Here is a 23,376-nt window from a genome sequence, read left to right on the forward strand (position 1 = left end):
TCGATCAAACGCGTACAAATCATCGGCGCCCTGCAAGAGCGCTTCCCGCACCTACCGGTGCTCGGACCGGAGAAACTCGGAACGCTACGATCACTGGACCAGATCGTCACAGAGCTGGCAGCCGCTCAGCCAGCGCCCGCGGACAACGCGAACCCCGTTGGCGCCGGGAACGGTGCGATCGACGCCGCGGATGCGCCCTCCGGCGATGCACTGCGACGGGCCTTGCGTGAGGTGGTCGCGAACAAAACCGGCTACCCGGTGGAAATGGTCGATCCGGCCATGGACCTGGAAGCCGATCTCGGCGTGGACTCGATCAAACGCGTACAAATCATCGGCGCCCTGCAAGAGCGCTTCCCGCACCTACCGGTGCTCGGACCGGAGAAACTCGGAACGCTACGATCACTCGATCACATCGTCGGCGAGCTGGCCGGGGGTGGTGTCGACCCAAAAGCTGAGGCCGCGGCCGAAACGCCGCGGCATGTCGTCGAACTCGTCGAGCTTCCCGCGCCGGATCTGGCCGTGGATCTCTATTCCGCGGCAGGCGTCGCTGTGCTGGTCGGCCTGGACGAGTCCGCGGATGCCGATTGCGAGGCCCTCGACGCAGAGCTCCGGGCAGGCGGCTGGACCGTGATCCGGGCACAGAATCCGGGCGAGATCCCCGGGACCGAGCCGGTCGACATCTGTGTGATGGTCGCCGGTGTGGCCACCGAATGGGAACAGGCGCAACGCATTCTGTCCGATGCCATCCTGGTGGCCGGGCAGGTGGTGCCCTGCCTGCGGCGCGCGAGCGGGCGGGCAGGATTCTCGATCGTCACCCGTCTGGATGGTCATCTGGGTATGCGTGGCGATGCCGAACCGGTGGCCGCGCTGCTCGGCGGGCTCGGTGGTGTGGTCAAAAGCTTGGTGGCGGAACAACCTTCGCTGTTCTGCCGGGCACTGGACATCGATCCGTCCGTATCTCCGCATCGGATGGCGACCCATGTGCTCGAGGAGCTGTGCGATACGGCACGGGACACGCCTGAGGTCGGCATCGATGACACTGGTGTGCGGCGCGCTCCTGTTCCGGGACTTCACGGTCCGGCTCAGAAGACCGAAATCATCCGCGCTGGAGACGAATTCCAGCAATTGCTACTGACCGCATCCGATGTTGTGCTGGTGACCGGCGGCGCGCGAGGCGTTACCGCCACCTGTGTACTGGAATTGGCCCGAGTGGCCGAGTGCCGATTCCTGCTACTTGGCCGGACCGCCCTGGTTCCCGACCCGAAGTGGGCGCAGAAGGTTGCCGACCCCGACCTGAAGCCGACTGCGGTTCACGCGCTGGCGGGCAGCGGTGTCACGCCGAAGGATATCGACCGGGCATGCGCGGAGGTGCGCGCAGCACGCGAAATCCGAGCGACCCTTGCCGGACTCGGCGATCGGGTGCAATACCTCACCGTGGATGTCACCGACACCGTGGCGCTCACCGAAGCACTGGCACCGTGGCGCCACACCATCACCGGTGTCGTACACGGAGCGGGTGTGCTCGCGGATTCGCTCATCCCTGACAAGACAGCCGAATCCATCGAACGGGTGCTGCGCCCCAAGCTCGCCGGGCTCGGCGCGGTGCTGGCCGCCATCGGGGATCCGCGTCACCTTGTGCTCTTCACCTCGGTGGCCGGGCTGTTCGGCAACGCCGGTCAAGCCGACTACGCGGCGGCCAACGAGGCATTGAGCCGTTTCGCGGTGAGCTGGGGTCGCCGAAACCCCGATCGACATGTCACCGCTATCGACTGGGGCGCGTGGGACGGCGGGATGGTAACTCCCACATTGCGCGAGCACTTCAGCGCTCGTGGCATTCCACTGCTGGCGCCTGCCGCCGGTGCGGCCGCCTTCACCGCTCAGTTCACGACGGCTCGCCGCGAGGAGCCGGTGCTCTTGGTCGGTGCAGCTAAGGCACTGTCCACCGGCGATCCGGTGGTCACACCGCTGCGGGCACGGCGCGGTATTCTCGGTCTCACCGAAGAGCCGGTCCTTGCGGCACATCGCATCGGCGAGCATATCGTGCTACCTGCCACCTTCGGGCTCGGCGCGATGGTCCACCTCATCGAGCGCACCGCGGCTGGCCTGATCGTGGTGGGCGCGAGGGAATTCCAGGTGCTGCGAGGGGTGGTCTTCGACCAGCCGATGGCGGCGCTCGATATCGAGCTGATACCGATCGCGCCGGTGAACGGCCGCGCGGCGGTCCGCGCGACCGTCTTCGGTGACTCCCTGCCCCGCTTCCGAGCAGTACTATTGCTTGCCGACGGACCTGATTCCGCTCCACATCAACATGTTCCGGCGGGCCCCGGTGCCAGTGCCGCACCGATCTACCGCGACGCGGTCCTGTTCCACGGTCCCGCACTACAAGGACTGCGGGCGATTCGCGCGCAGAGCGATGACGCACTCGTGCTGGAGTGTGCACTGCCGACCGAGTGGGTGGCGAACGGCGCGTACGCTGGGCGCCTGCACGATCCGGTGCTCGCAGACCTGATCCTGCAGGCGCCCGCGGTGCTGGGCCATCGCCTGCTCGGTACCGCATGCCTGCCGCTCAGCGTCGGCTCGATCGATTACCACGCACCGCTGCCCGCGGATGACCCATTTCTTGTGGTCGTCGACAATCCGCGGGTCGCGCAGATGGAAGCCACGATCGATGCGACCGCACTGACGCTCAATGGCTCAGTGCTACAGCGATTCTCGGACGTCACTGTGCTGACGACACCCGATATGACGGACAAGTTCCGCGCCTCCACGAAGGAGTGGCTGGCATGACAGTGCTCGAATTCGACGGTATTCCCTTCGACCCCATGGCCGCACCGGGGGGCCCACCCGCTGCCTCGGTGACCGGCATCGCGTCTGTGCCCCGGTCGGCCGCTGTGGCTCCGATGGTCAGTGCGGGGTCTGCCACGGCCCCAGCCCGTCCGACGGATCGTACTGCCGATGTGGTCAGCTCGGTGTCGACAGCGGAGGCATCGGCGGTCGATCCGATCACGGAGATTCGGGCAGGTGTCGTCGCGGCGCACCGGTCTGCCCTGACCGCGCAGGTCGCGTTGCAGCGGGGCATACTGCGGCAGGCACTACGGCGGACGGGATCGGACGATCCGGTGTTGGCGGACACCACGGCGGCGGCGCCAACCGCCACGGTGAGGGTTGCGCCGGAAGGTTCGTTCAAGGCGCTGGCCCGGACCGATCGGGTGCGACTGGACCGGGTGGCGCTCGAACGGCTAATACATGGTGAGGTCGCCGCGGTATTCGGTGGCGGCTACCACCGGGCCGGCGTGGAGCCGACGGCTCGGCTCGCGGCCACCACTACCCTGGTGCTTTCCGCCGTGAGCCGAGTCGAACTGTACGGCGGCCACGGAAACGGCTTTGTCAGAGCATATTTCGATGGCGATGTGCGAGCGGCCGCGCTCCAGGCGGCCGAGGTGTTCGCGCTCTACACCGGGATGCCGCTGTGCATCTCGGGAAGCACGCTGACCGGAGATGTCACCGGATCATCAACCGGGAGTACCACCGGCACAGTCGAACTCGTGGTCGAAGCTCTCGGTCTGGTGCCCCGACCGCACCTGGTAGCGACGGCGTCGTTCGGACCAGAGATAGATCCGGTCGGCGTGACCGTGGCGGTCACCGAACCTGACGGCGTCGACCTCGGCCCAGGCGTTGCGACAGGGGCCGTGCTGCTCAACGAGTTCCATATGGCGCACCTGGCACGGGGCGATCAGGGCATCGCCATGGGCCAGGAGTTCGCCGAATACACCGGGATGCGCGCGACCAGGGTCCCGACCGGCGGCCTGCTGCTGGTGGATCGGGTGCGCGACTTCGACGGTGCGCGTGGCAATCTCGACAGCGCCACGTACACCACCGAATACGATTCACCGGCCGACTCCTGGTACTACGCCGATACGGCGAACGAGTCCATGCCGCACTTCGTCTACATGGAGACTTCGCTGCAGGCCGCGCTGCTCATGGGGTACTACGCAGGACCGACCCTGACCCAATCCGGCGCGACCTTGAGCGTGCGAAACCTCGGCGGCACAGCGACGGTGCTCCGCCAGGTCGATCTGCGCGATGCCACCCTCGAACAGACCTCGCGGTTGCTCTCGACGACGATCCTGCCCGGTTCTTCGCTCCAGACTTTCGAGTACACGCTGAGCGTGGACGGTGCGCCGTTCTATCGAGGCGAGACCATGTTCGGCTACTTCAGCGATGAGGCTCTGGGTAACCAAACCGGCCTGGACGCCGGGCACTTCGTGCCCACCTGGTTGGCCGCGCAACCGGGCGTCCAGCCGCGAGTAATCGATGTAGCTGCCCGGCGCGCGGATTCGACGGCCCCGGCGTGCTCGCGCCGCAAGCTGGCACTCATCGACCAGGTCGAGGTCGTCGACAGCGGCGGCAATTATGGCGCGGGCTATCTGCGTTCGCTGCGTGTCATCGATGAATCCGACTGGTTCTTCGCCCGGCACTTCTATCGCGATCCGGTGATTCCGGGCTCGCTCGGCGTCGAATCGGTGATCCATGCCGTCCAGGAGTGGATGCTCGACGTCGGCTTCGCCGAAGGTATGGGCGATCCCGTATTCCGGATTCCCGGGGACCTAGCGTTCAGTTGGCGTTACCGCGGTCAGTTCTTGCCCTCCGACGGCAGCGTGGAGCTCGAGGCGCACATCAAGTCGGTGCGGCGTGCTCCGCACGGGGTCACCGTTGTCGTCGACGGCTCGCTCTGGAAACCCGGACTGCGCATCTACGAACTAGTCGATCTGGCAGTCGAACTCGTCGACCGAAAGGCGCGCTCATGACAACCTTACGCAGTCCGGTCCTGGCCGAGACGCCTGCGGATATCGCCGCGCGGCTGCTCGAACTGGACCGCCCGTGCTGGATCGTCCGGACCGATGATGGCAGGATCGCCGCCACCACCGACGACTGGGCCATCGGCAGCGGTGGGCAAGTGCTCACGGCAGTGCCGCCGCTGCCCCCAGAGCAGCTGGGCGACAGCGCATTCCGGGCAGCGCATGGCGTTCGATCGGCCTATGTGGCCGGTGCGATGGCAAATGGCATCGCCTCGCCCGCACTCGTGATCGCCATGGCCGAGGCCGGGTACCTGGCCAGCTATGGCGCGGCGGGTGTACCCCCGGCGGCAGTCGACGCTGCACTGACGGAGATCACCGAGCGCCTGGGCGACAAGTCCTTCGCCTGCAACCTGATTCACAGTCCGTCCGAACCCGCGCTGGAGCGTGCGATCGTGGATGCCTGTCTGCGGCATGGTGTCCGTTGCCTGGAAGCCTCAGCCTTCATGGATCTCACGGCGGAGGTGGTGCGCTACCGTGCATCCGGGCTGGTGCCGAACGGACAGGGCGGCATCGATTGCCGGAATCGGGTGATAGCCAAGGTTTCCCGAGTCGAGGTCGCAGAACTGTTCCTGCGCCCCGCCCCGGTGCGGTTGCTGCGCGAGCTGGTCGAGAGCGGGCAGATCACCACGGAGCAGGCTGAGCTTGCCGGGCAGGTGCCGATGGCCGATGACATCACAGTGGAGGCGGATTCGGGTGGTCATACCGATCGCAGGCCGTTGCTGGTGCTACTGCCCGAGTTGGTCGCCGCACGGGACCGGATTGCACTGACCGTGCCCAGCGCGGCCGCCGTCCGCATCGGCGCGGCGGGCGGCATCGGTACTCCCGATGCAGCGGCGGCAGCGTTCGCACTGGGCGCGGCGTATATTGTCACCGGCTCGGTCAATCAGGCTACCCGCGAAGCGAATCAGTGTGTCGCCACCAAAAGACTGCTCGCCACCGCAGAGTTCGCAGACTGCACCATGGCGCCTTCCTCGGACATGTTCGAGCTTGGAGTACAGGTCCAGGTATTGCGGCGTGGCACGATGTTCGCCGCCCGGGCACACCGGCTCTACGACCTGTACCGAGCCTATGACGGGATCGAGTCGTTGCCGGAGAAGGTGTGCAGAGAACTCGAGAAGAATATATTCCGGTGTTCACTCGCGACGGTGTGGCGGGAGTGCGTCAGCTACTTCACCGAACGTGACCCGGCTCAGCTGATCTCCGCCGACCGCAACCCCAAGGCACGCATGGCGCTGATGTTCCGCTGGTATCTGGGCAGGTCGTCGGGATGGAGCATTCACGGCGAGGCCGACCGCGTCGCCGACTATCAGATCTGGTGCGGGCCTGCCATGGGCGGCTTCAACAGCTGGGCCGCGGGCACCTACCTCGCCGTGCCGGAAAACCGGTCGGTGGCCGATATCGCGGACGAGCTCATGATGGGCGCTGCCTACCTCACCCGGGTCGCGCAATTGCGTACCGCCGGTGTGCGACTCCCGGCCGAGTGTGTCCGGTACACGCCCCGGTCAGCGGGAGGTGACCATTCCCGAACCCGCAACGGCCTCGAAGCGGATGTTCGGCGCGGTGCTGAAAGTGCAATTTTTCACCAGTAAGGAGCATTTCAGATGGCAACGACGACAGTCAACCAGGGCAGCCTACAGAGCCAGATCGCCTGTCTCGACACCATTGGTACCGACGTGCTGGAACGTCTGAGGCACGAGGCACTGACAGTGCCTGCCAACTGGGTAGTCGAGTACGGCAAATACCAATCCGGCGGATGGCGAACACAATCGTTGCTCAACGGCAGCGGAGACCCGGGTGACGTCAAGATCGGCGACTGCGATCCGGTACCGACCACACTACTGCGCCGGATGCCGATCACCAGGCAATTTCTCGACTCGCTCGGGCTGCGCTACATGTGGGTTCGGCTGGCTTGGTTGGAGCCGAATTCGTTTCTGTGGGAACATCGTGACTACGCCGACCTAGCGGATATCGAGCGGCATCGGCTGCATTTGCCGCTGGTCACCAACTCCTCCGCAGCGTTGGTTACCGGCGGTGCCAGAATCCACATGGCCGCTGGCAGGCTGTGGAGGCTGGCACCGACGAACGTCCATGGCGCGTGCAACCTTTTGGGTCCGGGCCGGCTGCACCTGATCATGGACTGCTATTCCGATGACACCCTTGCTCGGACAGTTGACAGGGAGTATCTCGCGCCAGACGACGTGGCGCTGCTACCGGCGGCCGAACCCACCGAGTTGGAAGACCGAGTGGAGCAGAGCCGCAAGCTGATCACGCTCGGGTACGACCGAGCGGGCGAACAGCACCTGCTGCGGATGTTCTATGAACGCACGGTCCCGGAAGGTCGGCTGTACGAGCTGATCGCCGCCGTCTACACCTCGCTCGGCCGTGAGGCCGACGCACAGCGGTGGATCGACAACAAGACTGTTCTGCTCGGTAGCGAGCCTGCGGAGGGGACACGATGACGAACCTGCTGTTGGACGAACTGGTAGCGATGAACCGGCCTGAACAGTTCCAGCTGCTCGAGGATGCGATCGGCGTTTTCACGGCAAGCCCCGCGGTAACGCGCCTGCTGGTGAGTGGATCGCTGGCCACCGGCACCGCAGATCGCCTATCCAACGTCGATCTCATGGTAAGTGTCGTGGACGATGACTACACCGACTTCATATCTGTGCTGGACGCGTTGATGATGGCGGAGCTGCACGCGATCATGCCGGGCTGGCGCGACGCCAGTGGCGACGATGTGGGCGGGCTCGGCTACGTCTATTTGGTGGCCTGCCAGGAACGTCTGCGGCAGCTCGACGTCCGAGTGGTACCGGAGAGTCGTCTTGCCGAGAGCGCCGTTTCAGCGCGCACAGTGTTCACGAGGGCTGACGCCGATGTCTCGCTATCGAGCCAGGTGGTCATGGCCTTCATCGCACGCACCGCAGCCCAGGCACGGACGTGCCGCGAGTTGATCATCGAGATCATGGTGCTCGGGTTCTTGGTCCACAAACGGGTTACCCGCCGCCAACGATTCAGTGCCTACCGCGAAAATCACATGTTCAACGCGGCCGTCAAGAACCTCATCAAGACAGCGCTTGCCCCGGATTCTTGCGATGACAGCTGGCACAGGCTCCACGCAGAGGTTGGATCGACCCCCATCGGCAAAACCTGCCTCGCCGACCTGGACGCTGTGATCTCCGGTCCCGCCGTCCCGACAATCGAGTCGCTCGGCCACAATATCGGCCGCGCGCTCGCCTTGGCCGAACGTGCCGCTCCGGAAGCGGTCGAGGCCCTGCGCAAGCCGATCGACGCCTTCCTCGAATACCTGGAGCTGCAAGACCACCTGGCGCAGCCGCCAGTCGGTCAGTCTGAGCTCGAGTTCAAGGCGCTGAGATCCTAGCGGGGACCAGATCTGCGGTCCGGAAGATGCCCAACCGGCGCGTGGAGTCGTAGGTGGCTGCGGAGTCCGGGCACGGGGTGGGCGATGGTGTACTGCACCGGCCCGGAGCGGCTGTTCTACCACACCCATTCCCGGGCACGGGCCAATCCGGGCTGGCAGTACTCCCACAATCCGCTCACCGTACCGGCGCAGAGAGGCTGGCGCGGATCCCGTGGCGGTGGGAGATCCGCTGGTCACCAAGTGGCGTGATGTTCTCTTGTGCGGGCAAGCCGACAACCCGCACCGCTACGGGCGTTGACATCACAGTCCAAGACCCGGAACTTGTTGACGCGGTTGAGATTCTCTGGGCCGCCGTCGGGCAGTGGAAGTGACTCGAACCAGGCGACCCGGCGCGGTGCTGATCAGACCGGTGTGACCTGAGAGACCAGCCAGCGGTTGTCGGCCTTGTCCAGCGATACCCGCACCCGGCTGCCCGAGGTGGCGCCCTCGGGCGAATCCTTGCTGGTGGTCAGCTGGTTCAGGTACAGCAGCACGACTGCCTTCTCCGGATCCGCCGAGACCACGCCCTCGGCCTGGGTGGTGGCCTTGACGGTGAGCTGCTTCTCCTTGGCGCCCGGCGCGATGGCCTGCTCGATCAGCTTCAGGTACTCGGCGCGGAACTGTTCGGTGAGATTGTCGGCGGCCCTGGGCAATTCGGTGTCGACAGTGGCGGGTTCATAGGTGAACATCGCGCTCACCGTCCGGCCCGCGGTACTCATCGCATCGGTGCGCGCCTGGTCGGTCTTGTCCTGCTGCCACAGCTGGTACCCGCTGACGCCAAGGACAATGGCCGCGATCAAACCGGTGGCCGCGAGGGCGCCGAAGACGATCTTGATTCGCTTGCTCATCCCACGAACTCCACTTTCGACACGGTCATCTCGGTATCGCCCTTCGCCACCGTGATCCGGAATCGGTATTGCCGCTGCTGCGGTTCGGCCGAACCGGTATTACTCACCGTCTGCTTGGCGGCGACCAGCACCTTCGCCGAATTCTCGTCGACGGACTCGATCCCCGACTCGACGACCTCGCCGGTGGAGACCACCTTCGCCTGCTTCACCACATCCATGAACGGATCGACGCGACCGTCGAACTCGGACTTGAACTCCCCCGAGGCCACCGACAGGATCCGTTCGATGTCCTCCTTGGCGGAGTCGGCGCGAATGGTGGTCAGGTTGATGACCGCCTGACGCGCGGTCTGGGTGTACTGCGCGCGCAGATCCTCGTCCTGACTCCCCGACCGTGCCGCGAGTGCGGTGAACGTGGCACCGACGACCAGCCCCAGCACCAGCACCGCGGCGGCGGCGAGCCCGATGATCTGTCCGAGCTTCGTCAGCTTCGCGTCTTCTTCGTCGAGTTCGGCCGAATCATCGTCGGCGTCCTCGTCCACTACCTCGTCCACCACCGCGGACTTCGTCAGCTCGACGACCACCGTGGCATCCGCGTCCGAAGCCACCTCGGCATCGACCACCTCGGCCGATTCAACCGCATCCCCGTCGACAGTCACGTCGACGACCTGCACATCTTCCACCGGCGGACCCGCCGACCTGCCTGCCCGCCGACGCGGACGGCCGTTGTTGCTCTCACTCATCTCTGCTGCTCCTCCAACATCGCCTGCCAGCTGGCCGGGACGGTGCCCGAACCATCGGAGTCGATATTGCCTTGGCGGTACATGCGTCCGTCTGGGCCAAGATAGCTGCCCGTGGACGGATCATAGGAGCGCGCGACGGCAGGGGTGACCCCGTCGGTCGACGCGCCGGTCGGTGCCGAAGCCGGAGCGACCGGCTGCGGCGCACCGAACGCTGGGTTGGTGCCTTCCGGCACGTACCCGGTTCGGCACAGTTCGGGAGTAGGCGCCCGGACGCCGGGATACTCCATGCACGGCGAGTTGCGGATACCGCGCACTTCGATCGGAGAATCCTGAGCCACCTTGCAGTACAGCCCCGGGGGGGTGTCGATCGGGGTGAAGTCGCTCGGCGAACGCCGCTGGTCGGGGGGCAGGAAGCCGGTGGTGCACGCGGGCGGGTCGTTGAGCACGGTCATGAAGTTGACCATCGCGCCGTACCTGGTGGGTCCGCGCAAGATGGTCCTGAAGGCCGCGATCATCGGCGGGAAAACAACCAGAAGCTGTTCGATACCAGCGTGATACGTCACCCCGACCTGGCCGAGACCCACCAGATTGCTCGCCAGCAGCGGCAGCGTGGGACGCAGACTCTGGAACTGCTCGTTCACCTTCTGCATCGCGGAAGGACTGTTGTTCAACAGGTTTCGCAACGACGGATCGTGTTCGCGGAGCTGATCGGTGACGGTCGCGAGATCTGCTGTCCAGGACCGGATATTGGCATCGGACTCGATCTGGGTGTCCAGCAGCGGACCGATCTGATCGAGCAGTTTCTTGGTCGGTTCCACATCGGTCTCGGCCTGCTGCACCAGCAGCGACGCCGAGTCGATGAACCGCTGCAGATCAGGGCCTGCGCCGTTGAAGGCCAGGAACGCCTCGTCGATCACCTGGCGCAGGCGAGTGTCGGCGACCGTCGCCAGCAGTTTGTCGGCCTGGTCGAGCATCGAACCGACATCCTGGGGCAGCTTGGTGCGCTCCACCGGGATCACCGAGCCGTCGTGCAGATCGCCGGAGCCTGCGTCGACCTCGGGCACCAGGTCGACGTACTGCTCACCGATCGCCGAAACACTGCGGACCCAGGCGATCAAGTCCGAGGGCACCTTGTAATCGCTGTCGATCGACAGATCGGCCTCGACTCCGGCCGCGGTGAGGCGGACCGCCTCCACCTTGCCGATGTTGGTGCCGCGGTAGGAGACATTCGCGGTCGGATACAGCCCGCCGGTGGCGGCGAGCTGGACCGTCACACCGTAGCGGCCGATACCGAACATCGCGGGTATCTGGATGTACGTCCCGCCCATCACGACGAGACCGATCACGGTGAGGACTGCGAAGATCGCGAGCTGAATGTGGACGAACCTGGTGAGCTTCATCGACCCGCTCCTTCCTGGCCGGGCAGCGGCACGGTGATTCCGGGAATGGCCGGCAGGCCGGGGATCGACGGTAGTCCGGGCAGAGTCGGCGTCGGTGCCGCACTGGGCGCGGGCGCCTCCGGGACCTTGGTCGGGTCGCCGGCGTCGGTCGCGGAAGAAGGCGCGAACGTACCGAGCACCCCCTCGACACCACCGAAGCGACCCCCGAGCGGAGTGCCGGTGAGCCAGTTGGTGTCCAGTCGCCTACCGGTCAGGTCGAAGGTGATGAAGAGGTTGAGGTAGTCGCCCTTGATCGCTTTGCCGATGTTGCGCATCGGGAACGGGAACGTCGGCAGCATGCCCAACGACGCGATGAGGTTGGTGCCGGTGTTCGCCAGGGTTTCCAGCACCGGGCCGAGGCTGGCCAGGTTCGCCTTCAGGTCGTCGCCGCTGGTCTGGATGATCCGCTCGGTGACATCGCTGAGCTCGCCCAGCGCGGTGACCGCCCTGGTGATGTTGGCGGTGCGGTCGGCGAGCGCCGTCAGTGCCGGATGGATCTCATCGATCGCACGGGCCAGCACGTCCTTCTGGTCGGCGAGGTTGCCCGCGAGCCGGTCGAGGCCCTCCATCGCGGCGATGATGCTGCCGGTCTGCTTGTCCAGGCCGGTGACGAGCTGGTCGAGCTGCGGCAGCAGATCGGCGATCTCGGCCTCGCGGCCGTTGAGGGCCGCGTTCATCTCCCTGGTGATGGTCTCGAGCTGTGCGATGCCGCCGCCGTTGAGCACGACCGACAGCGAGGACAGCACCTGCTCGGTGGTCGGGTAAGCGCCGGCCCGCTCCAGCGGGATCACGTCGTTGTTTCTCAGTTGACCCTCGGCGGGTGTGTTGGTAGGCGCGGACAGCTCGACGTGATTGCTGCCGAGGAGACTGGTCTGGCCGATCTTGGCGATCGCGTTGGCGGGGAGTTTCACCTCGGGATTCAGCGACACCGTGACCAGCGCGTGCCAGCCCTCGACATCGATTCCGGTGACATTGCCGACCTCGACATCGTCCACCCGCACCGGCGAATTCCGGGTCAGCGTGGTGACATTGGGCATCTGGATCCGCACGGTGTACGAGCCGGGGGCGGTGCCCTCGGAGCCGGGCATGGGTAGGGAGTTCAGTCCGTCCCACTGACAGCCGGTCACGCCGAGTGTCACCGCGACGCCCACCGCCAGCCCGGCGAACATTCGTTGGGGCCTCATCGTTGTCCTCCTGGAACCGCAAGTCCGGCGAGACCGTTCGGCACAGCGATCGGAGCCGTCGCCTCGGGCACCAGACTGCGATCCACCTGCGCCTCCACACTCGGCGGGCTGTACGTCAGCTGCCCTGGCAGGGCAGTCGTGCCGGTGACCGGGTTGAGCATGATCGGCGCGTAGTTCATCGCCAGCGAGCTGATCACCGGGGCCAGGAATTCCGCGCACAGATCCGCCGACCGGTCCGAGTCGCTGTCCTCGATCGCCCGGATCGAACCGCAGAGGAAACTCAACGGGTCCGCCGTATTATTCAGTGTCACAGCGCCGCTGAGCGCGCCCTGGGCCGGCTGGTAGATCTGGTAGAAGTTCACCAGCGCGGTCGGCGCGGAATGCAGCAGCCGTTCGATCTCCGGCCGCTTGTCGACCAGCGTCTGGGTGACATCGGCGAGCCGCTCGACACCGTCGGTGAGCTCGGCACCACTGCCCTCGAGGAAGCGCTTCACGTCGGCGAGCGCCACATCCAGGCTGTCCAGGCCCGCACCGAGTTCCTCCGACGCACCGGCGAGTACCGAGGCCACCGAGGCCAGGCGGCCGCCGAACTGCACGATCTGCTCGTTGCTCGCCGAGAGCACCTCGACGAACTTCTGCAGGTTGCGGATGGTGCCGAAAAGGTCGGTTCGCCCGTCGGACAAGGTATTCAGCGTCGCCGACAGTTCACGCAGGGTGTCACGGAACTTCTGGCCGTTGCCGTCGAGGTTGTTCGCGGCGGTGTCGACGAAGCGCCCGAAGGAACCCTGCTCGTCGTCCCCGACCGGCCCGAGAGCCGTTGCGAGATTGGTCAATTCGGCCTTGATGTCGTCCCACTCCACGGGCACCGCGGTGCGCTCGATCGGAATCTGCGCACCGTCGGCCAGCTTCGGGCCACCGTCGTAGGCGGGCGCCAGCTGGATGAACCGGGCCGACACCAGCGAGGGCGCGATCAGCACGGCGCGTGCGTCCGCGGGCAGGTCGATGCCGCGGTCGACGGACATCCGCACCTGCACCCGGCCTTCGCCGGGCTCGATCGCGTCGATCTTGCCGATCGTCACCCCCAGCATCCGCACCTCGTCACCCTCGTACAGGCCGGTGGTCGACACGAAGGCGGCGTTGATCTTGGTCTTCCCGATGCCGAGGCTGAAGTAGACCCCGACCGCGACCAGCGCGACGATCACCACCACAGCGACCGCGAGCGTCCAACGTGGCACGCCACGAACTTTCGATGCGATGCTCATCGCGGCGGATCCTCCTCGGACGGGATGATGGCCGGCAGATCCGGTTTGGTGAAGATGTCGATCACGTCCTGCGGCAGATGCTCAGGCCAGACCAGCGCGTCGACCAGCGGGCGCAGCCCGGTGCTCGTCGCGTTCACCACGTAGGCGTTGAACCACGGACCGCTGCCGACCTGCTCGCCCAGCGCCGAGGCGTAGGGGCCGATGTTCTCGAGCGCTTGCGTCAGGTTCTGCTTGTTGCGCTGCAACAGGCCGAGCACCGAATTGAGCCGGTCCAGTGTCGGTTTCATCTGCGCCTCGTTGTCGGAGACCAGCCCGGAGAGCTGCTTGGCTACCGAGTCGACGTAGACGATGAGCTGGTTGATGGCGGCGCGACGGTTGTCGAGTTCGCCGAGCAGGTTGTTGCCGTCGAGCAGCAGCGCGTTGAGCTGCGAACTACGGTCGGCCAGGATCTTGGTGACGTTCTGCGCCCGGCCGAGCAGATCGGTGAGCGCCTGGTCGCGCGTATTGATGCTGCGCGAGAGTGCGGTGACGCCGTCGAGGGCGTTGCGCAGCGGGCCCGGTGTGTCCGCGAAGGCGGTCGAGAGCGTGTCGAGGGTTTTGTCGACCTGATCCAGATCGAGATCGCGGACGGTCGCGCCGAGATCACTGAGCGCCTCGTTGAGCGAGTACGGCGACGTGGTCCGGTCGAGTGGGATGGTGTCGGAGGTACGCAGCGCGCCCTGTCCGGTCGGCACCACATCCAGGGACTTGCGACCGAGCACCGTGTTGGTCTTGATCGCGGCGGATGTCTTCTGGCCGAGCACAATCGACTCGTCGAGGGTGAACTTCACCAGCACCTTGGGACCATCGAGCGACACCTCGCCGACTTCACCGGAACGCACGCCGGCCACATGCACCGGGTCGCCCGGCACCAACCCGCCCGCGTCGACGAAGAATGCCGTGTAGGTCGCGCCGGAGCGGATGAACGGCAACTTGGTGAATTGCAGCGTGGCGAGCGAGATCGTCACCACCAGCACAATGCCGACGATGCCGATGGTGACCGCCGATGACTTCTTCTCACTCATTGGGCGCACACCTTCCGGTCGCCTGTCGAGCCGGCAACTTCACTTCCATAGTCTGACCGTCCGGGCCGTCGACCAGCATGGTGGTGCCGCAGATGTACAGCTGCAGGAACGAGCCGTAAGAGCCGACGCGGATGAGTTGTTTGTAGGTCTCCGGCAGCTTCTCGAGCACCCATTGGAGGTCGTCGGAGCCGTTGTCGAGGTTGGTGGCCAGCCGGCCGGTCTGCTCGATGGTGTTGCGCAGGTCGGGGCGGGCGGTGGTCAGCAGGTCGTTGAGTTCCTTTGTCGCACCGGCGATTCGGGGCAATGCGGCGCCGATCGGGTCGCGTTCGGCGGCCAATCCGCTGACCATGCGCTGCAATTCTTCGATCGTGGTGGCGAACTGTTCGTCGCGATCGTCGATGGTGCCGAGCACGGTGTTCAGGTTGTCGATCACGCTGCCGATCAGGGCATCGCGGTCGGCGAGGGTCTTGGTGAAGCTGCCACCGCTGTTGAGCAGCGAGACCAGCGTGCCGCCCTGGCCCTGGAAGATCTGCAGCAGCGCCGAGGTCAGGTCGTTGACCTGACCTGGGTCCAGGCCACGCAGCAGCGGCTTGAACCCGCCGAGCAGCAGGTCCAGGTCCAGCGCGGGCGTGGTCTGCTCCTTGCCGATGGTGGCGCCGTCGGGCAGCTCGCGGGCAGAGCCCGGACCTTCCTTCAGCTCCAGATACCGGTCACCGACCAGGTTCTCGTACTTGATCGCCAGGCGGGTGCTCGACAGCACGGAGTACTTGGTGTCCACGTCGAACTCGACGTGTGCGAGATCGTCGTCACCGACCTTCACCGAGGTCACCGATCCCACCGGCACGCCCGCGATGCGCACCTTCGACCCGGGCAGCATGCCCGAGGAGCTGGTGAACACCGCCTTGTAGCCGTTCTCGCTGGAGAATCGTGCCTGACTGAGCACGATCGCCAGACCGGCGAACACCAGCGTCATCACCACGGTGAAGATCGCGAGCTTGATCATCGTCGCAGTGTTTTTCACCGTGTCACTCCCGGCAGTCCCTCCAGCAAGAGCTGGAAAACCTTTGGCGCGCTGTTCAATTCGGGCGGCGCGGTACGCGGCGTGAACGGCGCACCCTGGCTGGTATCGGTCACCACATAGTTCGAGTGGCTGTCCGGCACCCGGTCCACCACGCCCTCACAGTGCGGTCCACCGGTGGCGTTCACCTTGGGCAGATCCTCGGGGTAGCTGTAGGGCTTTTGGCCAGGCATGAACGAGGCATGCATGCCGACACCCGGTACCACGCCGCCGAATACTTCATCGGCCAACGGCATGAGTGGGCCGATTCCATCGATGATGCAGCTCAACGCCGGCGCGTATTCGAACAGCAGGCTGGTCGTCGGCCGCAGCAGGTCGAGCGCGGTGACAAGGTTGGCTTCGTTCTCCCGCAACACCGAACCCGTGGTGTCGGAAAGGCCGATCACGTTCACCAGCACATCGTCGAGCTGCGCTTGCATCTCCGACAGCGTCTTCGCGGTGACCGTGGCGTTGTCCACGGTGCGCAACAGCGCGCCGGAAGCATCGGCATAGATGTCGGACACCTGGGCCGTCTTGTCCAGATCCTGTTGCAGCGTGGGCAGATACGGATTGAGCTCACGCAGGTAGCGGTCCGAGCTCACCAGCAGTTCACCCAGCTTGTCGCCGCGGCCCTGCAGTGCGGTGCCGAGCGCGGCGAGGGTGGCATTGAGCTTCTCCGGTTCCACCTGGGCGAGCACATCGGACAGGTGCTGAAACAGCGTGTTGAACTCGACCGTCACCGCACTGGCTGCGACTGTGGCGCCCGGCTTCAGCGAGTTCGACGCAGGCTGTTCGGGGACAACGAAATTCACATACTTGGCGCCGAACACCGTGGTCGAACGAATGTCGACACCCGCGTTCGACGGCACCAGCTTCAACTGATCGGGGTCGACCTCGAGCAGTATCTGTGCGCCGTCGTCGCGCATGTCGATCTCGGCGACCCGACCGATCTCGACGCCGCGTACCTTCACCTTGGCATCGGGGTCGAGCACGAGGCCGACGCGGGGCGTGTCGACCAGCACCTGCACGGTGTTGGTGAACGCGCCTTGAAACAGGGCGAACGCGAAAGCCACGAGCCCTACGAGCAAGCCGACCATCGTGAGCGCGGCGAGCTTGCGCCCGAGCCCGCCCTGCAATGCGGCAACGAATCGTGAAGTGTCCATCACGCTATCCCGAGAGGTGGAAGTTGCCGGAGGTGCCGTAGATGGCTAGTGAGATCAGCAGCGTCACTGTGACGACCGCGATCAGCGACGAGCGCACCGCGTTACCGACCGCGATGCCGACCCCGACCGGACCACCCGAGGCATGGAACCCGTAGTAGGTGTGGATCAGCATCACGGCAATTGCCATCACGATCGCCTGTCCGAACGACCACAGGATGTCGCTCGGGATGAGGAAGGTCGAGAAGTAGTGGTCGTAGACACCGGCCGACTGTCCGAAGATCACGACGGTCGTGAGCCGGCTGGCGATGAACGAGGCGATCACTGCGAGTGCGTAGAGCGGCACGATCGCGATCATGCCCGCCAACACTCTGGTGCCGACCAGGAACGGTATCGGCCGGATCGCCATCGATTCCAGGGCGTCGATCTCCTCGGCCACGCGCATCGCACCCAACTGCGCGGTCGCGCCGGCGCCGATAGTGGCGGCCAGGCCGATACCGGAGATCACCGGTGCCGCGATGCGCACATTGATAAGGGCGGCGAAGAAGCCGGTCAGGGCCTCGATACCGATATCGCCGAGCGAGTTGAAGCCCTGCACCGCGATGACGCTGCCTGACATGAAGGTCAGGAAGCCGACGATCACCACAGTCCCGCCCAACACGGCCAAGGCGCCACTGCCCATGCTGATCTCGGCGATGAGCCGGATGGTTTCGGTGCGGTAGTGCACCAGCGCACGCGGCACCGAGCCGAGCGCCTTGATGAAGAAGATGGCCTGATCGCCCAGGGAATCCATCGATTTCGACATCCGGTCGAAACGGCGGACCGTGCGCGGAAACTTGCTGCGAACTATGAATGCCATCGTGGTCACCGCACCGTGAATTTCAGGCCGATCGCGGTGACAACGACATTCACCACGAACAGCGCCATGAATGCGAAAACCACGGTTTGGTTCACCGCGTCACCGACGCTCTTGGGTCCGCCTTTGACCTGGAGCCCGAGATAACAGGCGACCATTCCGGCGATCAGGCCGAACAACCCTGCCTTGATCTCGGAGAGGATCAGCTCGGGAAAATTTGTCAGCAGCGGAATGCCGTTGACGAACGCGCCGGGGTTCACTCCTTGGAGGAAGACCGAGAACACGAAACCGCCGGCGATGCCGATGGTGCACACCAGGCTGTTGAGCATCAGCGCCACGAACATCGAGGCGAACACGCGCGGCACGACCAGTCGGCTGATCGGGTCGATGCCGAGCACCTTCATCGCGTCGATCTCTTCGCGAATCGTGCGTGCGCCCAGGTCGGCACAGATCGCGGTGGCGCCCGCGCCCGCCACGATCAGCACCGTGACGATCGGCCCGACCTGGGTGACGGCGCCGAACGCGGCGGCCGCACCACTGAGGTCGGCGGCGCCGATCTCGCGCAACAGGATGTTGAGAGTGAAGACCACCAGCACCGTGAACGGGATGGCGACCAGCACGGTCGGCACGATCGAGACGCGAGCCACGAACCAGGCCTGGTCGATGAATTCGCGCCATTGGAACGGCTTGCGGACGGTGGCACGTGCCACCTCCGCGCCGAGTTCGAAGAAGCCGCCGACCGCCCGCAAGGGGACAGCAAGGAGGTTGTTCATACCGATTCCTCCTCAATCGACGGGCGGACCGCAATGTCCGCGTACCCGTACTGCACTGCCACCCCGATCTGAAGACTGCCCAAAGACTAGAACATGTTCCTGTTCATGTCTTCCATTTTCATAGACTCGGAACAGGACTTTTCTCGTAAATCGCCGTCAAAACTGAAACGGATTCTTATTCAAATAGGCTGACCTGCTGTGAGGCGTCACACACCCCGACGGTCATGTCTACCAAGTCCTGGACTGGTGATCAACACGACAGGCAAGACAAAACCGGCGGAGTGCGCGGCGGGCCAACATCAGGCAAACCGCAGACGGGCCTTCTCAGCCCAGATCGCGGAGGTCACGCGCCGAGAAGGTGTGGTCGGCGGGGCGGTCTGCGAAGTAGCCACCGAGGGTGGCGGCGAGGTCGGCCTCGGACCATTCGGCGCCGGCGGCGTCGAAGCGCTGTTCGACGGTCGGTGCCGCCATCAGCGCCACCATCGGGCCGTAGACGACGAATACCTGACCGTTCACCGCGTCGGCCGCGGGCGAGGCAAGGTAGGCGACGAGCTTGGCCACGTGCTCAGGAGCCAGCGGGTCGACGGTGCCGTCTGGCGCGTCCGCGAAGACCGCTTCGGTCATCGCGGTCCTGGCCCGAGGGCAGATGGCGTTGGCGCGCACGCCGTACCTGGACAGCACGCGCGACGCGGTCAGCGTGAGGGCGGTGATGCCCGCCTTGGCCGCACCGTAGTTCGCCTGACCCTCCGGTCCGAGCAGGCCGGCCTCCGAGGAGGTGTTGACCAGTCGGCCGTAGACCGGGGCGCCCGCCGCCTTGGACGCCGCGCGCCAGTAGGCGGCCGCGTTGCGGGTGAGCAGGAAGTGTCCGCGCAGGTGCACCGCGAGCACCGCGTCCCAGTCCTCGTCGGACATGTTGAACAGCATGCGGTCGCGGGTGATGCCCGCGTTGTTGACGACGATGTCGAGGCCGCCGAGGGATTCCTGCGCGGTGGTGATGAGCGCGTCGGCGGTGGCGCGTTCGGCGATGGAGCCGCCGACGAATTCCGCCTTGCCGCCGAGCTCGCGGATCGCGGCGATGGTCTCAGCCGCCGCGTCCTCGGTGAGGTCGTTGACGACCACCGCCGCACCGGCCGCCGCCAGCGCGAGAGCTTCAGCCCTGCCGAGCCCGGCGCCCGCGCCGGTCACGATGGCGACCCGGCCCTCCAATGAAATCTGCGTCACACTCATTGCGCCGACTCTAGAACGTGTTCCACCATCCGACAAGAGCGGATCACGCCAGCCTCAGCGCGGCCTTGGGGCACTGCGACACGGATTCCTCGGCGTCAGCGAGGCGATCGGGGGCGACATCACCCTCGATGACGGTCAACTGATCGTCGTCATCGAGTTCGAACATGTCAGGGGCGATTCCGACACAGACGCCGTTCGCTTCGCACCGGTCGAAATCGACGATGATCTTCATGAGAACTTCCTTCCAGATGGTCATGGCGACACTAACCCGAACAGCCTGGTCCGCGGCGCCGAATCACCCTCAATACTGGAACATGTTCCAGTTAATGTGCAATGATCGGTTTCGGCGGGGCTCATTCCCTGCGCCCCGCCACCCGCCCTTTCAGCTCGACATCGAGGTAGAAGCATGCGCGTCGCGTACACGCCGGAGCAAGAAGAATTGCGCGCCGAGCTGCGCGAATATTTCGCGAAGCTGATGACTCCGGAACGTCGCGCGGCGCTGAGCATGACCACTGGCGAATACGGCTCGGGCAATGTCTACCGCGAGGTCGTGCGCGAGATGGGCCGCGACGGCTGGCTCACCCTGAGCTGGCCCAAGGAGTACGGCGGCCAGGACCGCACCACGATGGATCAGCTGATCTTCGTCGAAGAGGCCGCCATCGCGGGCGCGCCCGTCCCGTTCCTCACGCTCAACTCGGTCGCGCCGACCATCATGCAGTACGGCACCGAGGAGCAGAAGAAGTTCTTCCTACCCAAGATCGCCGCCGGTGAACTCCACTTCGCCATCGGCTACTCCGAGCCGGGCGCCGGTACCGACCTGGCCGCGCTGCGGACCGCCGCGGTGCGCGACGGTGACGACTTCGTCATCAACGGCCAGAAGATGTGGACCAGCCTCATCGCCTACGCCGACTACATCTGGTTGGCCGTACGTACCGATCCGACGGCCAAGAAGCACAAGGGCATCACAATGCTGATCGTGCCGACCGACGCCGAAGGGTTCTCCTGGACGCCGGTGCACACGATGGCCGGGCCCGACACCAGCGCCACCTACTACCAGGACGTGCGGGTGCCCGCCTCGTCGATGGTCGGTCCCGAGAACGGCGGCTGGTCGCTGATCACCAACCAGCTCAATCACGAGCGCGTCGCCCTCACCTCGGCGGGTCCACTGAGTCTCGCGGTCGCGCAAACTATCGAGTGGGCCAAGGAAACCACCCTGCCCGGCGGCATGCGGGTGATCGACCAGGAATGGGTGCGGCTCAACTTGGCTCGCGTGTACGCCAAGGTCGAATATCTCCAGCTGCTGAACTGGGAGATCGCCAGTCGCGCCGATCTCGGCGGCGAAGCGGCGCCGAAGCCGTGGGACGCGTCCGCGTGCAAGGTCTACGGCACCGAACTCGCCACCGAGACCTACCGCCTGCTGATGGAAGTCGTCGGCCCGCACGCCTACCTGCGCCAGGACTCCCCCGGCGCGCACATGCTCGGCCGGCTCGAGCGGATGCACCGTGCCGCGCTCATCCTCACCTTCGGCGGCGGCACCAACGAGGTGCAGCGCGACATCATCGCCATGACCGCCCTGCGCCAGCCCGCTTCCGCCCGCTGATCCCGAAAGCCGGTATCTCCCCATGGATTTCACTCCCACCGAAGCCCAGACCGATCTCGCCCGGCTGACCGGCGAGATCTGCGCCAAGCTCGTCACCGCCGATCGACTGCGTGAGCTCGACACCGCTGCCCGCTTCGACGAGCAGCTCTGGCGCTCGCTCGCCGAGACCGGCGTGCTGGCCGCCGCGCTGCCGGAAGCCCTGGGCGGCAGCGATTTCGGCATGCTCGAGCAGACCGCGATCCTGCGTGAACTCGGCCGCGTGGTCGCCGCGGTGCCCTACCTGTGGTCGATCGTCCTCGGCGCGGGCGCGCTGGCGAAGTTCGGCGATGCCGACCAGCAGCAGCTGGCCGCGCGGGCAGGCACGGGCGAGATACTGCTGACCGCCGCACTCGCCGAGGAACTGCGCGCCACCACCGGCGCACCCGGCATCGTCGCCGAGGCCGCCGGTGCCGCATGGGCGCTGACCGGCACCGCGACCACCGTCGCCTACGCCGACCGGGCCGAACGAATCCTGGTGCCCGCCATCACCTCCACCGGTGTCGGCGTCTTCGTGATCGATCCGGAGCACGCTTCGGTCACCCGTACCGCCCAGCAGGTCGTCGACCTGAGCCCCGAGTTCGTCGTCGAGCTCGCGGCCACTCCGGCCGAGCTGCTCGGCACCATCGAGGCCGGTGCCGACATCCTCACCTGGCTGCGCGAACATGCCTGGCTCGGCCTGTCGGCCCTGCAGCTGGGCACCTTGGAGCGCGCGCTCGAGCTGACCGCCGAGCACACCCGCACCCGCGAACAGTTCGGCAAGCCGATCGGCTCGTTCCAGTCGGTCGCCCAGCGCCTGTCCGACGCCTACATCGACATCGGCGGCCTGCGCCTCACCGTCACCCAGGGCGCCTGGCGCCTCTCGGAGGACCTGCCCGCCGCCGAGGCCATCCACATCGCCAAGTTCTGGGCAGCCGAGGCAGGCCACAAGGTCGCCCACACCGTCGTCCACGTCCACGGCGGCCTCGGCATCGACCGCGACCACATCACCCACAACTACTTCACCGCCGCCAAGCACCACGAATTCGCCCTCGGCGGAGCAACCCCCCACCTCCTCGCCCTCGGCGCGGAACTCGCTAACTAGAACTTCCACCAGTTGGGCCCGTACGGACAATCCGTACGGGCCCAACTGCGTTGGTACGGTGCCGCTATGACCGCTGCGGTGTCAGACGTGAACAGCGAACAGCCCACCGATTCAACTCCTCGCTCAGGCCGAGGCCGCCTCGTCGAATGCCGACTCCGAGGTCAGATAGCGCTGGAGCGTGGGGGCGATATCCCGAACGATCTGATCCGGGGTCAGCGCGACTACCGGGGGCAGCCGCAAGACGTAGCGGCACAGGGCCAAACCCAGGAGTTGGGTGACGATGAGCGCGGCGCGGCGGGGGGCGTCGGCGGGGGTGCCGAAGCGGAGGACGGCGGGTAGGACCTGGTCGGCGAAGATCTCGCGGAAGCGGGCCGCGACCGACTCATCGGTGATCGAGGAGCGGAGCAGGATCAGCAGGGCGGTGTTGTCACTGCCCTCCCAGATCTCGAGGAAGCGGCGGATCAGCAACTCGCCCATGGTGTTCGGGTCCGCGGTACGCAGGTCGGGGAGGTCCAGGTCGATCTGGGCGGCGGCGGCGAAGAGGCCGTCCTTGCTACCGAAGTAGCGCATCACCATCGAGGGGTCGATCTCGGCGTCGGCGGCGATCGCGCGGATGGTGGCCTTGGCGTAGCCGTCGGCGGCGAAACGGGCGCGGGCGGCATCGAGGATGGCGGCCTTCGTCGCGTCGGAGCGGCGAGCGGGATTCTCCTGGTCAGGCATGTCAACAATTGTAGGCCAACAACTGTTGACTTCCCATGACGGGCAGGCT

Annotated in this window: 20 protein-coding genes; 7 read left to right on the plus strand and 13 right to left on the minus strand. The window is 65.8% G+C overall.

Going from position 1 to position 23,376, the window contains the following annotated elements; all coding sequences use genetic code 11:
- The 5 genes from ACFXKN_RS26155 to ACFXKN_RS26175 form a co-directional block, all read left to right on the plus strand.
- Positions 1 to 2,787 (plus strand): KR domain-containing protein (locus tag ACFXKN_RS26155; RefSeq protein ID WP_379433999.1); only part of this gene is annotated, 2,787 nt, incomplete at its 5' end.
- Positions 2,784 to 4,808, plus strand: a complete 2,025-nt coding sequence (locus ACFXKN_RS26160) for a beta-ketoacyl synthase (RefSeq protein WP_379434000.1) — start codon at positions 2,784 to 2,786, stop codon at positions 4,806 to 4,808. The genes ACFXKN_RS26155 and ACFXKN_RS26160, both read left to right, overlap by 4 nt.
- A complete protein-coding gene (locus ACFXKN_RS26165) occupies positions 4,805 to 6,448 on the plus strand; it encodes a PfaD family polyunsaturated fatty acid/polyketide biosynthesis protein (RefSeq protein ID WP_379434001.1) in 1,644 nt (547 codons plus the stop codon). The genes ACFXKN_RS26160 and ACFXKN_RS26165 overlap by 4 nt, the downstream gene beginning before the upstream one ends.
- Positions 6,449 to 6,460: 12 nt before the next feature.
- A complete protein-coding gene (locus ACFXKN_RS26170) occupies positions 6,461 to 7,318 on the plus strand; it encodes an aspartyl/asparaginyl beta-hydroxylase domain-containing protein (protein ID WP_379434002.1) in 858 nt (285 codons plus the stop codon).
- Positions 7,315 to 8,238, plus strand: a complete 924-nt coding sequence (locus ACFXKN_RS26175) for a hypothetical protein (protein ID WP_379434003.1) — start codon at positions 7,315 to 7,317, stop codon at positions 8,236 to 8,238. Before ACFXKN_RS26170 ends, ACFXKN_RS26175 begins: the two co-directional genes overlap by 4 nt.
- A gap of 401 nt (positions 8,239 to 8,639) precedes the next feature.
- Here the strand turns inward: ACFXKN_RS26175 and ACFXKN_RS26180 are convergent, their stop codons facing one another.
- From ACFXKN_RS26180 to ACFXKN_RS26235, 12 genes are all read right to left on the minus strand, one after another.
- A complete protein-coding gene (locus tag ACFXKN_RS26180) occupies positions 8,640 to 9,125 on the minus strand; it encodes a h domain protein (protein WP_379434004.1) in 486 nt (161 codons plus the stop codon).
- Positions 9,122 to 9,865: a hypothetical protein gene (locus ACFXKN_RS26185; protein WP_378970395.1), complete on the minus strand. Its 744-nt coding sequence runs from the start codon at positions 9,863 to 9,865 to the stop codon at positions 9,122 to 9,124. Before ACFXKN_RS26185 ends, ACFXKN_RS26180 begins: the two co-directional genes overlap by 4 nt.
- The gene (locus ACFXKN_RS26190) at positions 9,862 to 11,265 is read right to left on the minus strand and encodes an MCE family protein (RefSeq protein WP_378970400.1); all 1,404 of its coding nucleotides are present in this window, start codon (positions 11,263 to 11,265) and stop codon (positions 9,862 to 9,864) included. The genes ACFXKN_RS26185 and ACFXKN_RS26190 overlap by 4 nt, the downstream gene beginning before the upstream one ends.
- Positions 11,262 to 12,488 (minus strand): MCE family protein, encoded by a 1,227-nt coding sequence (locus tag ACFXKN_RS26195; protein WP_379434005.1) that lies wholly within the window; start codon positions 12,486 to 12,488, stop codon positions 11,262 to 11,264. Before ACFXKN_RS26195 ends, ACFXKN_RS26190 begins: the two co-directional genes overlap by 4 nt.
- Positions 12,485 to 13,750, minus strand: coding sequence for an MCE family protein (locus ACFXKN_RS26200; protein WP_378970409.1), 1,266 nt, complete (start codon positions 13,748 to 13,750; stop codon positions 12,485 to 12,487). Before ACFXKN_RS26200 ends, ACFXKN_RS26195 begins: the two co-directional genes overlap by 4 nt.
- Positions 13,747 to 14,814 carry an MCE family protein gene (locus ACFXKN_RS26205; protein ID WP_379434006.1) on the minus strand — a complete coding sequence of 356 codons (1,068 nt, stop codon included), beginning with the start codon at positions 14,812 to 14,814 and terminating at the stop codon, positions 13,747 to 13,749. The genes ACFXKN_RS26200 and ACFXKN_RS26205 overlap by 4 nt, the downstream gene beginning before the upstream one ends.
- Positions 14,807 to 15,817, minus strand: coding sequence for an MCE family protein (locus ACFXKN_RS26210; protein ID WP_378970417.1), 1,011 nt, complete (start codon positions 15,815 to 15,817; stop codon positions 14,807 to 14,809). Before ACFXKN_RS26210 ends, ACFXKN_RS26205 begins: the two co-directional genes overlap by 8 nt.
- Positions 15,818 to 15,831: 14 nt before the next feature.
- A complete protein-coding gene (locus tag ACFXKN_RS26215) occupies positions 15,832 to 17,034 on the minus strand; it encodes an MCE family protein (protein WP_378970420.1) in 1,203 nt (400 codons plus the stop codon).
- Positions 17,035 to 17,038: 4 nt separating this feature from the next.
- A complete protein-coding gene (locus ACFXKN_RS26220; RefSeq protein ID WP_378970424.1) occupies positions 17,039 to 17,890 on the minus strand; it encodes an MlaE family ABC transporter permease in 852 nt (283 codons plus the stop codon).
- A gap of 5 nt (positions 17,891 to 17,895) precedes the next feature.
- Positions 17,896 to 18,660 carry an MlaE family ABC transporter permease gene (locus ACFXKN_RS26225; RefSeq protein WP_378970434.1) on the minus strand — a complete coding sequence of 255 codons (765 nt, stop codon included), beginning with the start codon at positions 18,658 to 18,660 and terminating at the stop codon, positions 17,896 to 17,898.
- Between the two features lie 324 nt (positions 18,661 to 18,984).
- Positions 18,985 to 19,887 carry a 3-oxoacyl-ACP reductase gene (locus ACFXKN_RS26230; RefSeq protein ID WP_378970441.1) on the minus strand — a complete coding sequence of 301 codons (903 nt, stop codon included), beginning with the start codon at positions 19,885 to 19,887 and terminating at the stop codon, positions 18,985 to 18,987.
- A gap of 43 nt (positions 19,888 to 19,930) precedes the next feature.
- Positions 19,931 to 20,119 (minus strand): ferredoxin, encoded by a 189-nt coding sequence (locus ACFXKN_RS26235; protein WP_378970945.1) that lies wholly within the window; start codon positions 20,117 to 20,119, stop codon positions 19,931 to 19,933.
- Between the two features lie 174 nt (positions 20,120 to 20,293).
- On the opposite strand from ACFXKN_RS26235, the gene ACFXKN_RS26240 reads away from it, so the two are divergent.
- Both ACFXKN_RS26240 and ACFXKN_RS26245 read left to right on the plus strand, forming a co-directional pair.
- Positions 20,294 to 21,487 (plus strand): acyl-CoA dehydrogenase family protein, encoded by a 1,194-nt coding sequence (locus tag ACFXKN_RS26240; protein ID WP_378970449.1) that lies wholly within the window; start codon positions 20,294 to 20,296, stop codon positions 21,485 to 21,487.
- A 22-nt stretch (positions 21,488 to 21,509) separates the two neighbouring features.
- A complete protein-coding gene (locus ACFXKN_RS26245) occupies positions 21,510 to 22,607 on the plus strand; it encodes an acyl-CoA dehydrogenase family protein (RefSeq protein ID WP_378970453.1) in 1,098 nt (365 codons plus the stop codon).
- 123 nt (positions 22,608 to 22,730) lie between these two features.
- Here the strand turns inward: ACFXKN_RS26245 and ACFXKN_RS26250 are convergent, their stop codons facing one another.
- Positions 22,731 to 23,327, minus strand: coding sequence for a TetR family transcriptional regulator (locus tag ACFXKN_RS26250; RefSeq protein ID WP_378970458.1), 597 nt, complete (start codon positions 23,325 to 23,327; stop codon positions 22,731 to 22,733).
- Positions 23,328 to 23,376 lie beyond the last annotated feature (49 nt).

This window comes from Nocardia sp. NPDC059195, from assembly GCF_042754695.1.
Classification (GTDB): Bacteria; Actinomycetota; Actinomycetes; order Mycobacteriales; family Mycobacteriaceae; genus Nocardia.

What these genes read in the sequence shown, in the direction of transcription:
- ACFXKN_RS26235 (WP_378970945.1), bottom strand. Translation starts at nt 20,119, where the DNA reads ATGAAGATCATCGTCGATTTCGACCGGTGCGAAGCGAACGGCGTCTGT.
- ACFXKN_RS26210 (WP_378970417.1), bottom strand. Translation starts at nt 15,817, where the DNA reads ATGATCAAGCTCGCGATCTTCACCGTGGTGATGACGCTGGTGTTCGCC.
- ACFXKN_RS26175 (WP_379434003.1), top strand. Translation starts at nt 7,315, where the DNA reads ATGACGAACCTGCTGTTGGACGAACTGGTAGCGATGAACCGGCCTGAA.
- ACFXKN_RS26240 (WP_378970449.1), top strand. Translation starts at nt 20,294, where the DNA reads ATGCGCGTCGCGTACACGCCGGAGCAAGAAGAATTGCGCGCCGAGCTG.
- ACFXKN_RS26230 (WP_378970441.1), bottom strand. Translation starts at nt 19,887, where the DNA reads ATGAGTGTGACGCAGATTTCATTGGAGGGCCGGGTCGCCATCGTGACC.
- ACFXKN_RS26180 (WP_379434004.1), bottom strand. Translation starts at nt 9,125, where the DNA reads ATGAGCAAGCGAATCAAGATCGTCTTCGGCGCCCTCGCGGCCACCGGT.
- ACFXKN_RS26160 (WP_379434000.1), top strand. Translation starts at nt 2,784, where the DNA reads ATGACAGTGCTCGAATTCGACGGTATTCCCTTCGACCCCATGGCCGCA.
- ACFXKN_RS26245 (WP_378970453.1), top strand. Translation starts at nt 21,510, where the DNA reads ATGGATTTCACTCCCACCGAAGCCCAGACCGATCTCGCCCGGCTGACC.
- ACFXKN_RS26190 (WP_378970400.1), bottom strand. Translation starts at nt 11,265, where the DNA reads ATGAAGCTCACCAGGTTCGTCCACATTCAGCTCGCGATCTTCGCAGTC.
- ACFXKN_RS26215 (WP_378970420.1), bottom strand. Translation starts at nt 17,034, where the DNA reads ATGGACACTTCACGATTCGTTGCCGCATTGCAGGGCGGGCTCGGGCGC.
- ACFXKN_RS26200 (WP_378970409.1), bottom strand. Translation starts at nt 13,750, where the DNA reads ATGAGCATCGCATCGAAAGTTCGTGGCGTGCCACGTTGGACGCTCGCG.
- ACFXKN_RS26195 (WP_379434005.1), bottom strand. Translation starts at nt 12,488, where the DNA reads ATGAGGCCCCAACGAATGTTCGCCGGGCTGGCGGTGGGCGTCGCGGTG.
- ACFXKN_RS26250 (WP_378970458.1), bottom strand. Translation starts at nt 23,327, where the DNA reads ATGCCTGACCAGGAGAATCCCGCTCGCCGCTCCGACGCGACGAAGGCC.
- ACFXKN_RS26220 (WP_378970424.1), bottom strand. Translation starts at nt 17,890, where the DNA reads ATGGCATTCATAGTTCGCAGCAAGTTTCCGCGCACGGTCCGCCGTTTC.
- ACFXKN_RS26205 (WP_379434006.1), bottom strand. Translation starts at nt 14,814, where the DNA reads ATGAGTGAGAAGAAGTCATCGGCGGTCACCATCGGCATCGTCGGCATT.
- ACFXKN_RS26165 (WP_379434001.1), top strand. Translation starts at nt 4,805, where the DNA reads ATGACAACCTTACGCAGTCCGGTCCTGGCCGAGACGCCTGCGGATATC.
- ACFXKN_RS26170 (WP_379434002.1), top strand. Translation starts at nt 6,461, where the DNA reads ATGGCAACGACGACAGTCAACCAGGGCAGCCTACAGAGCCAGATCGCC.
- ACFXKN_RS26185 (WP_378970395.1), bottom strand. Translation starts at nt 9,865, where the DNA reads ATGAGTGAGAGCAACAACGGCCGTCCGCGTCGGCGGGCAGGCAGGTCG.
- ACFXKN_RS26225 (WP_378970434.1), bottom strand. Translation starts at nt 18,660, where the DNA reads ATGAACAACCTCCTTGCTGTCCCCTTGCGGGCGGTCGGCGGCTTCTTC.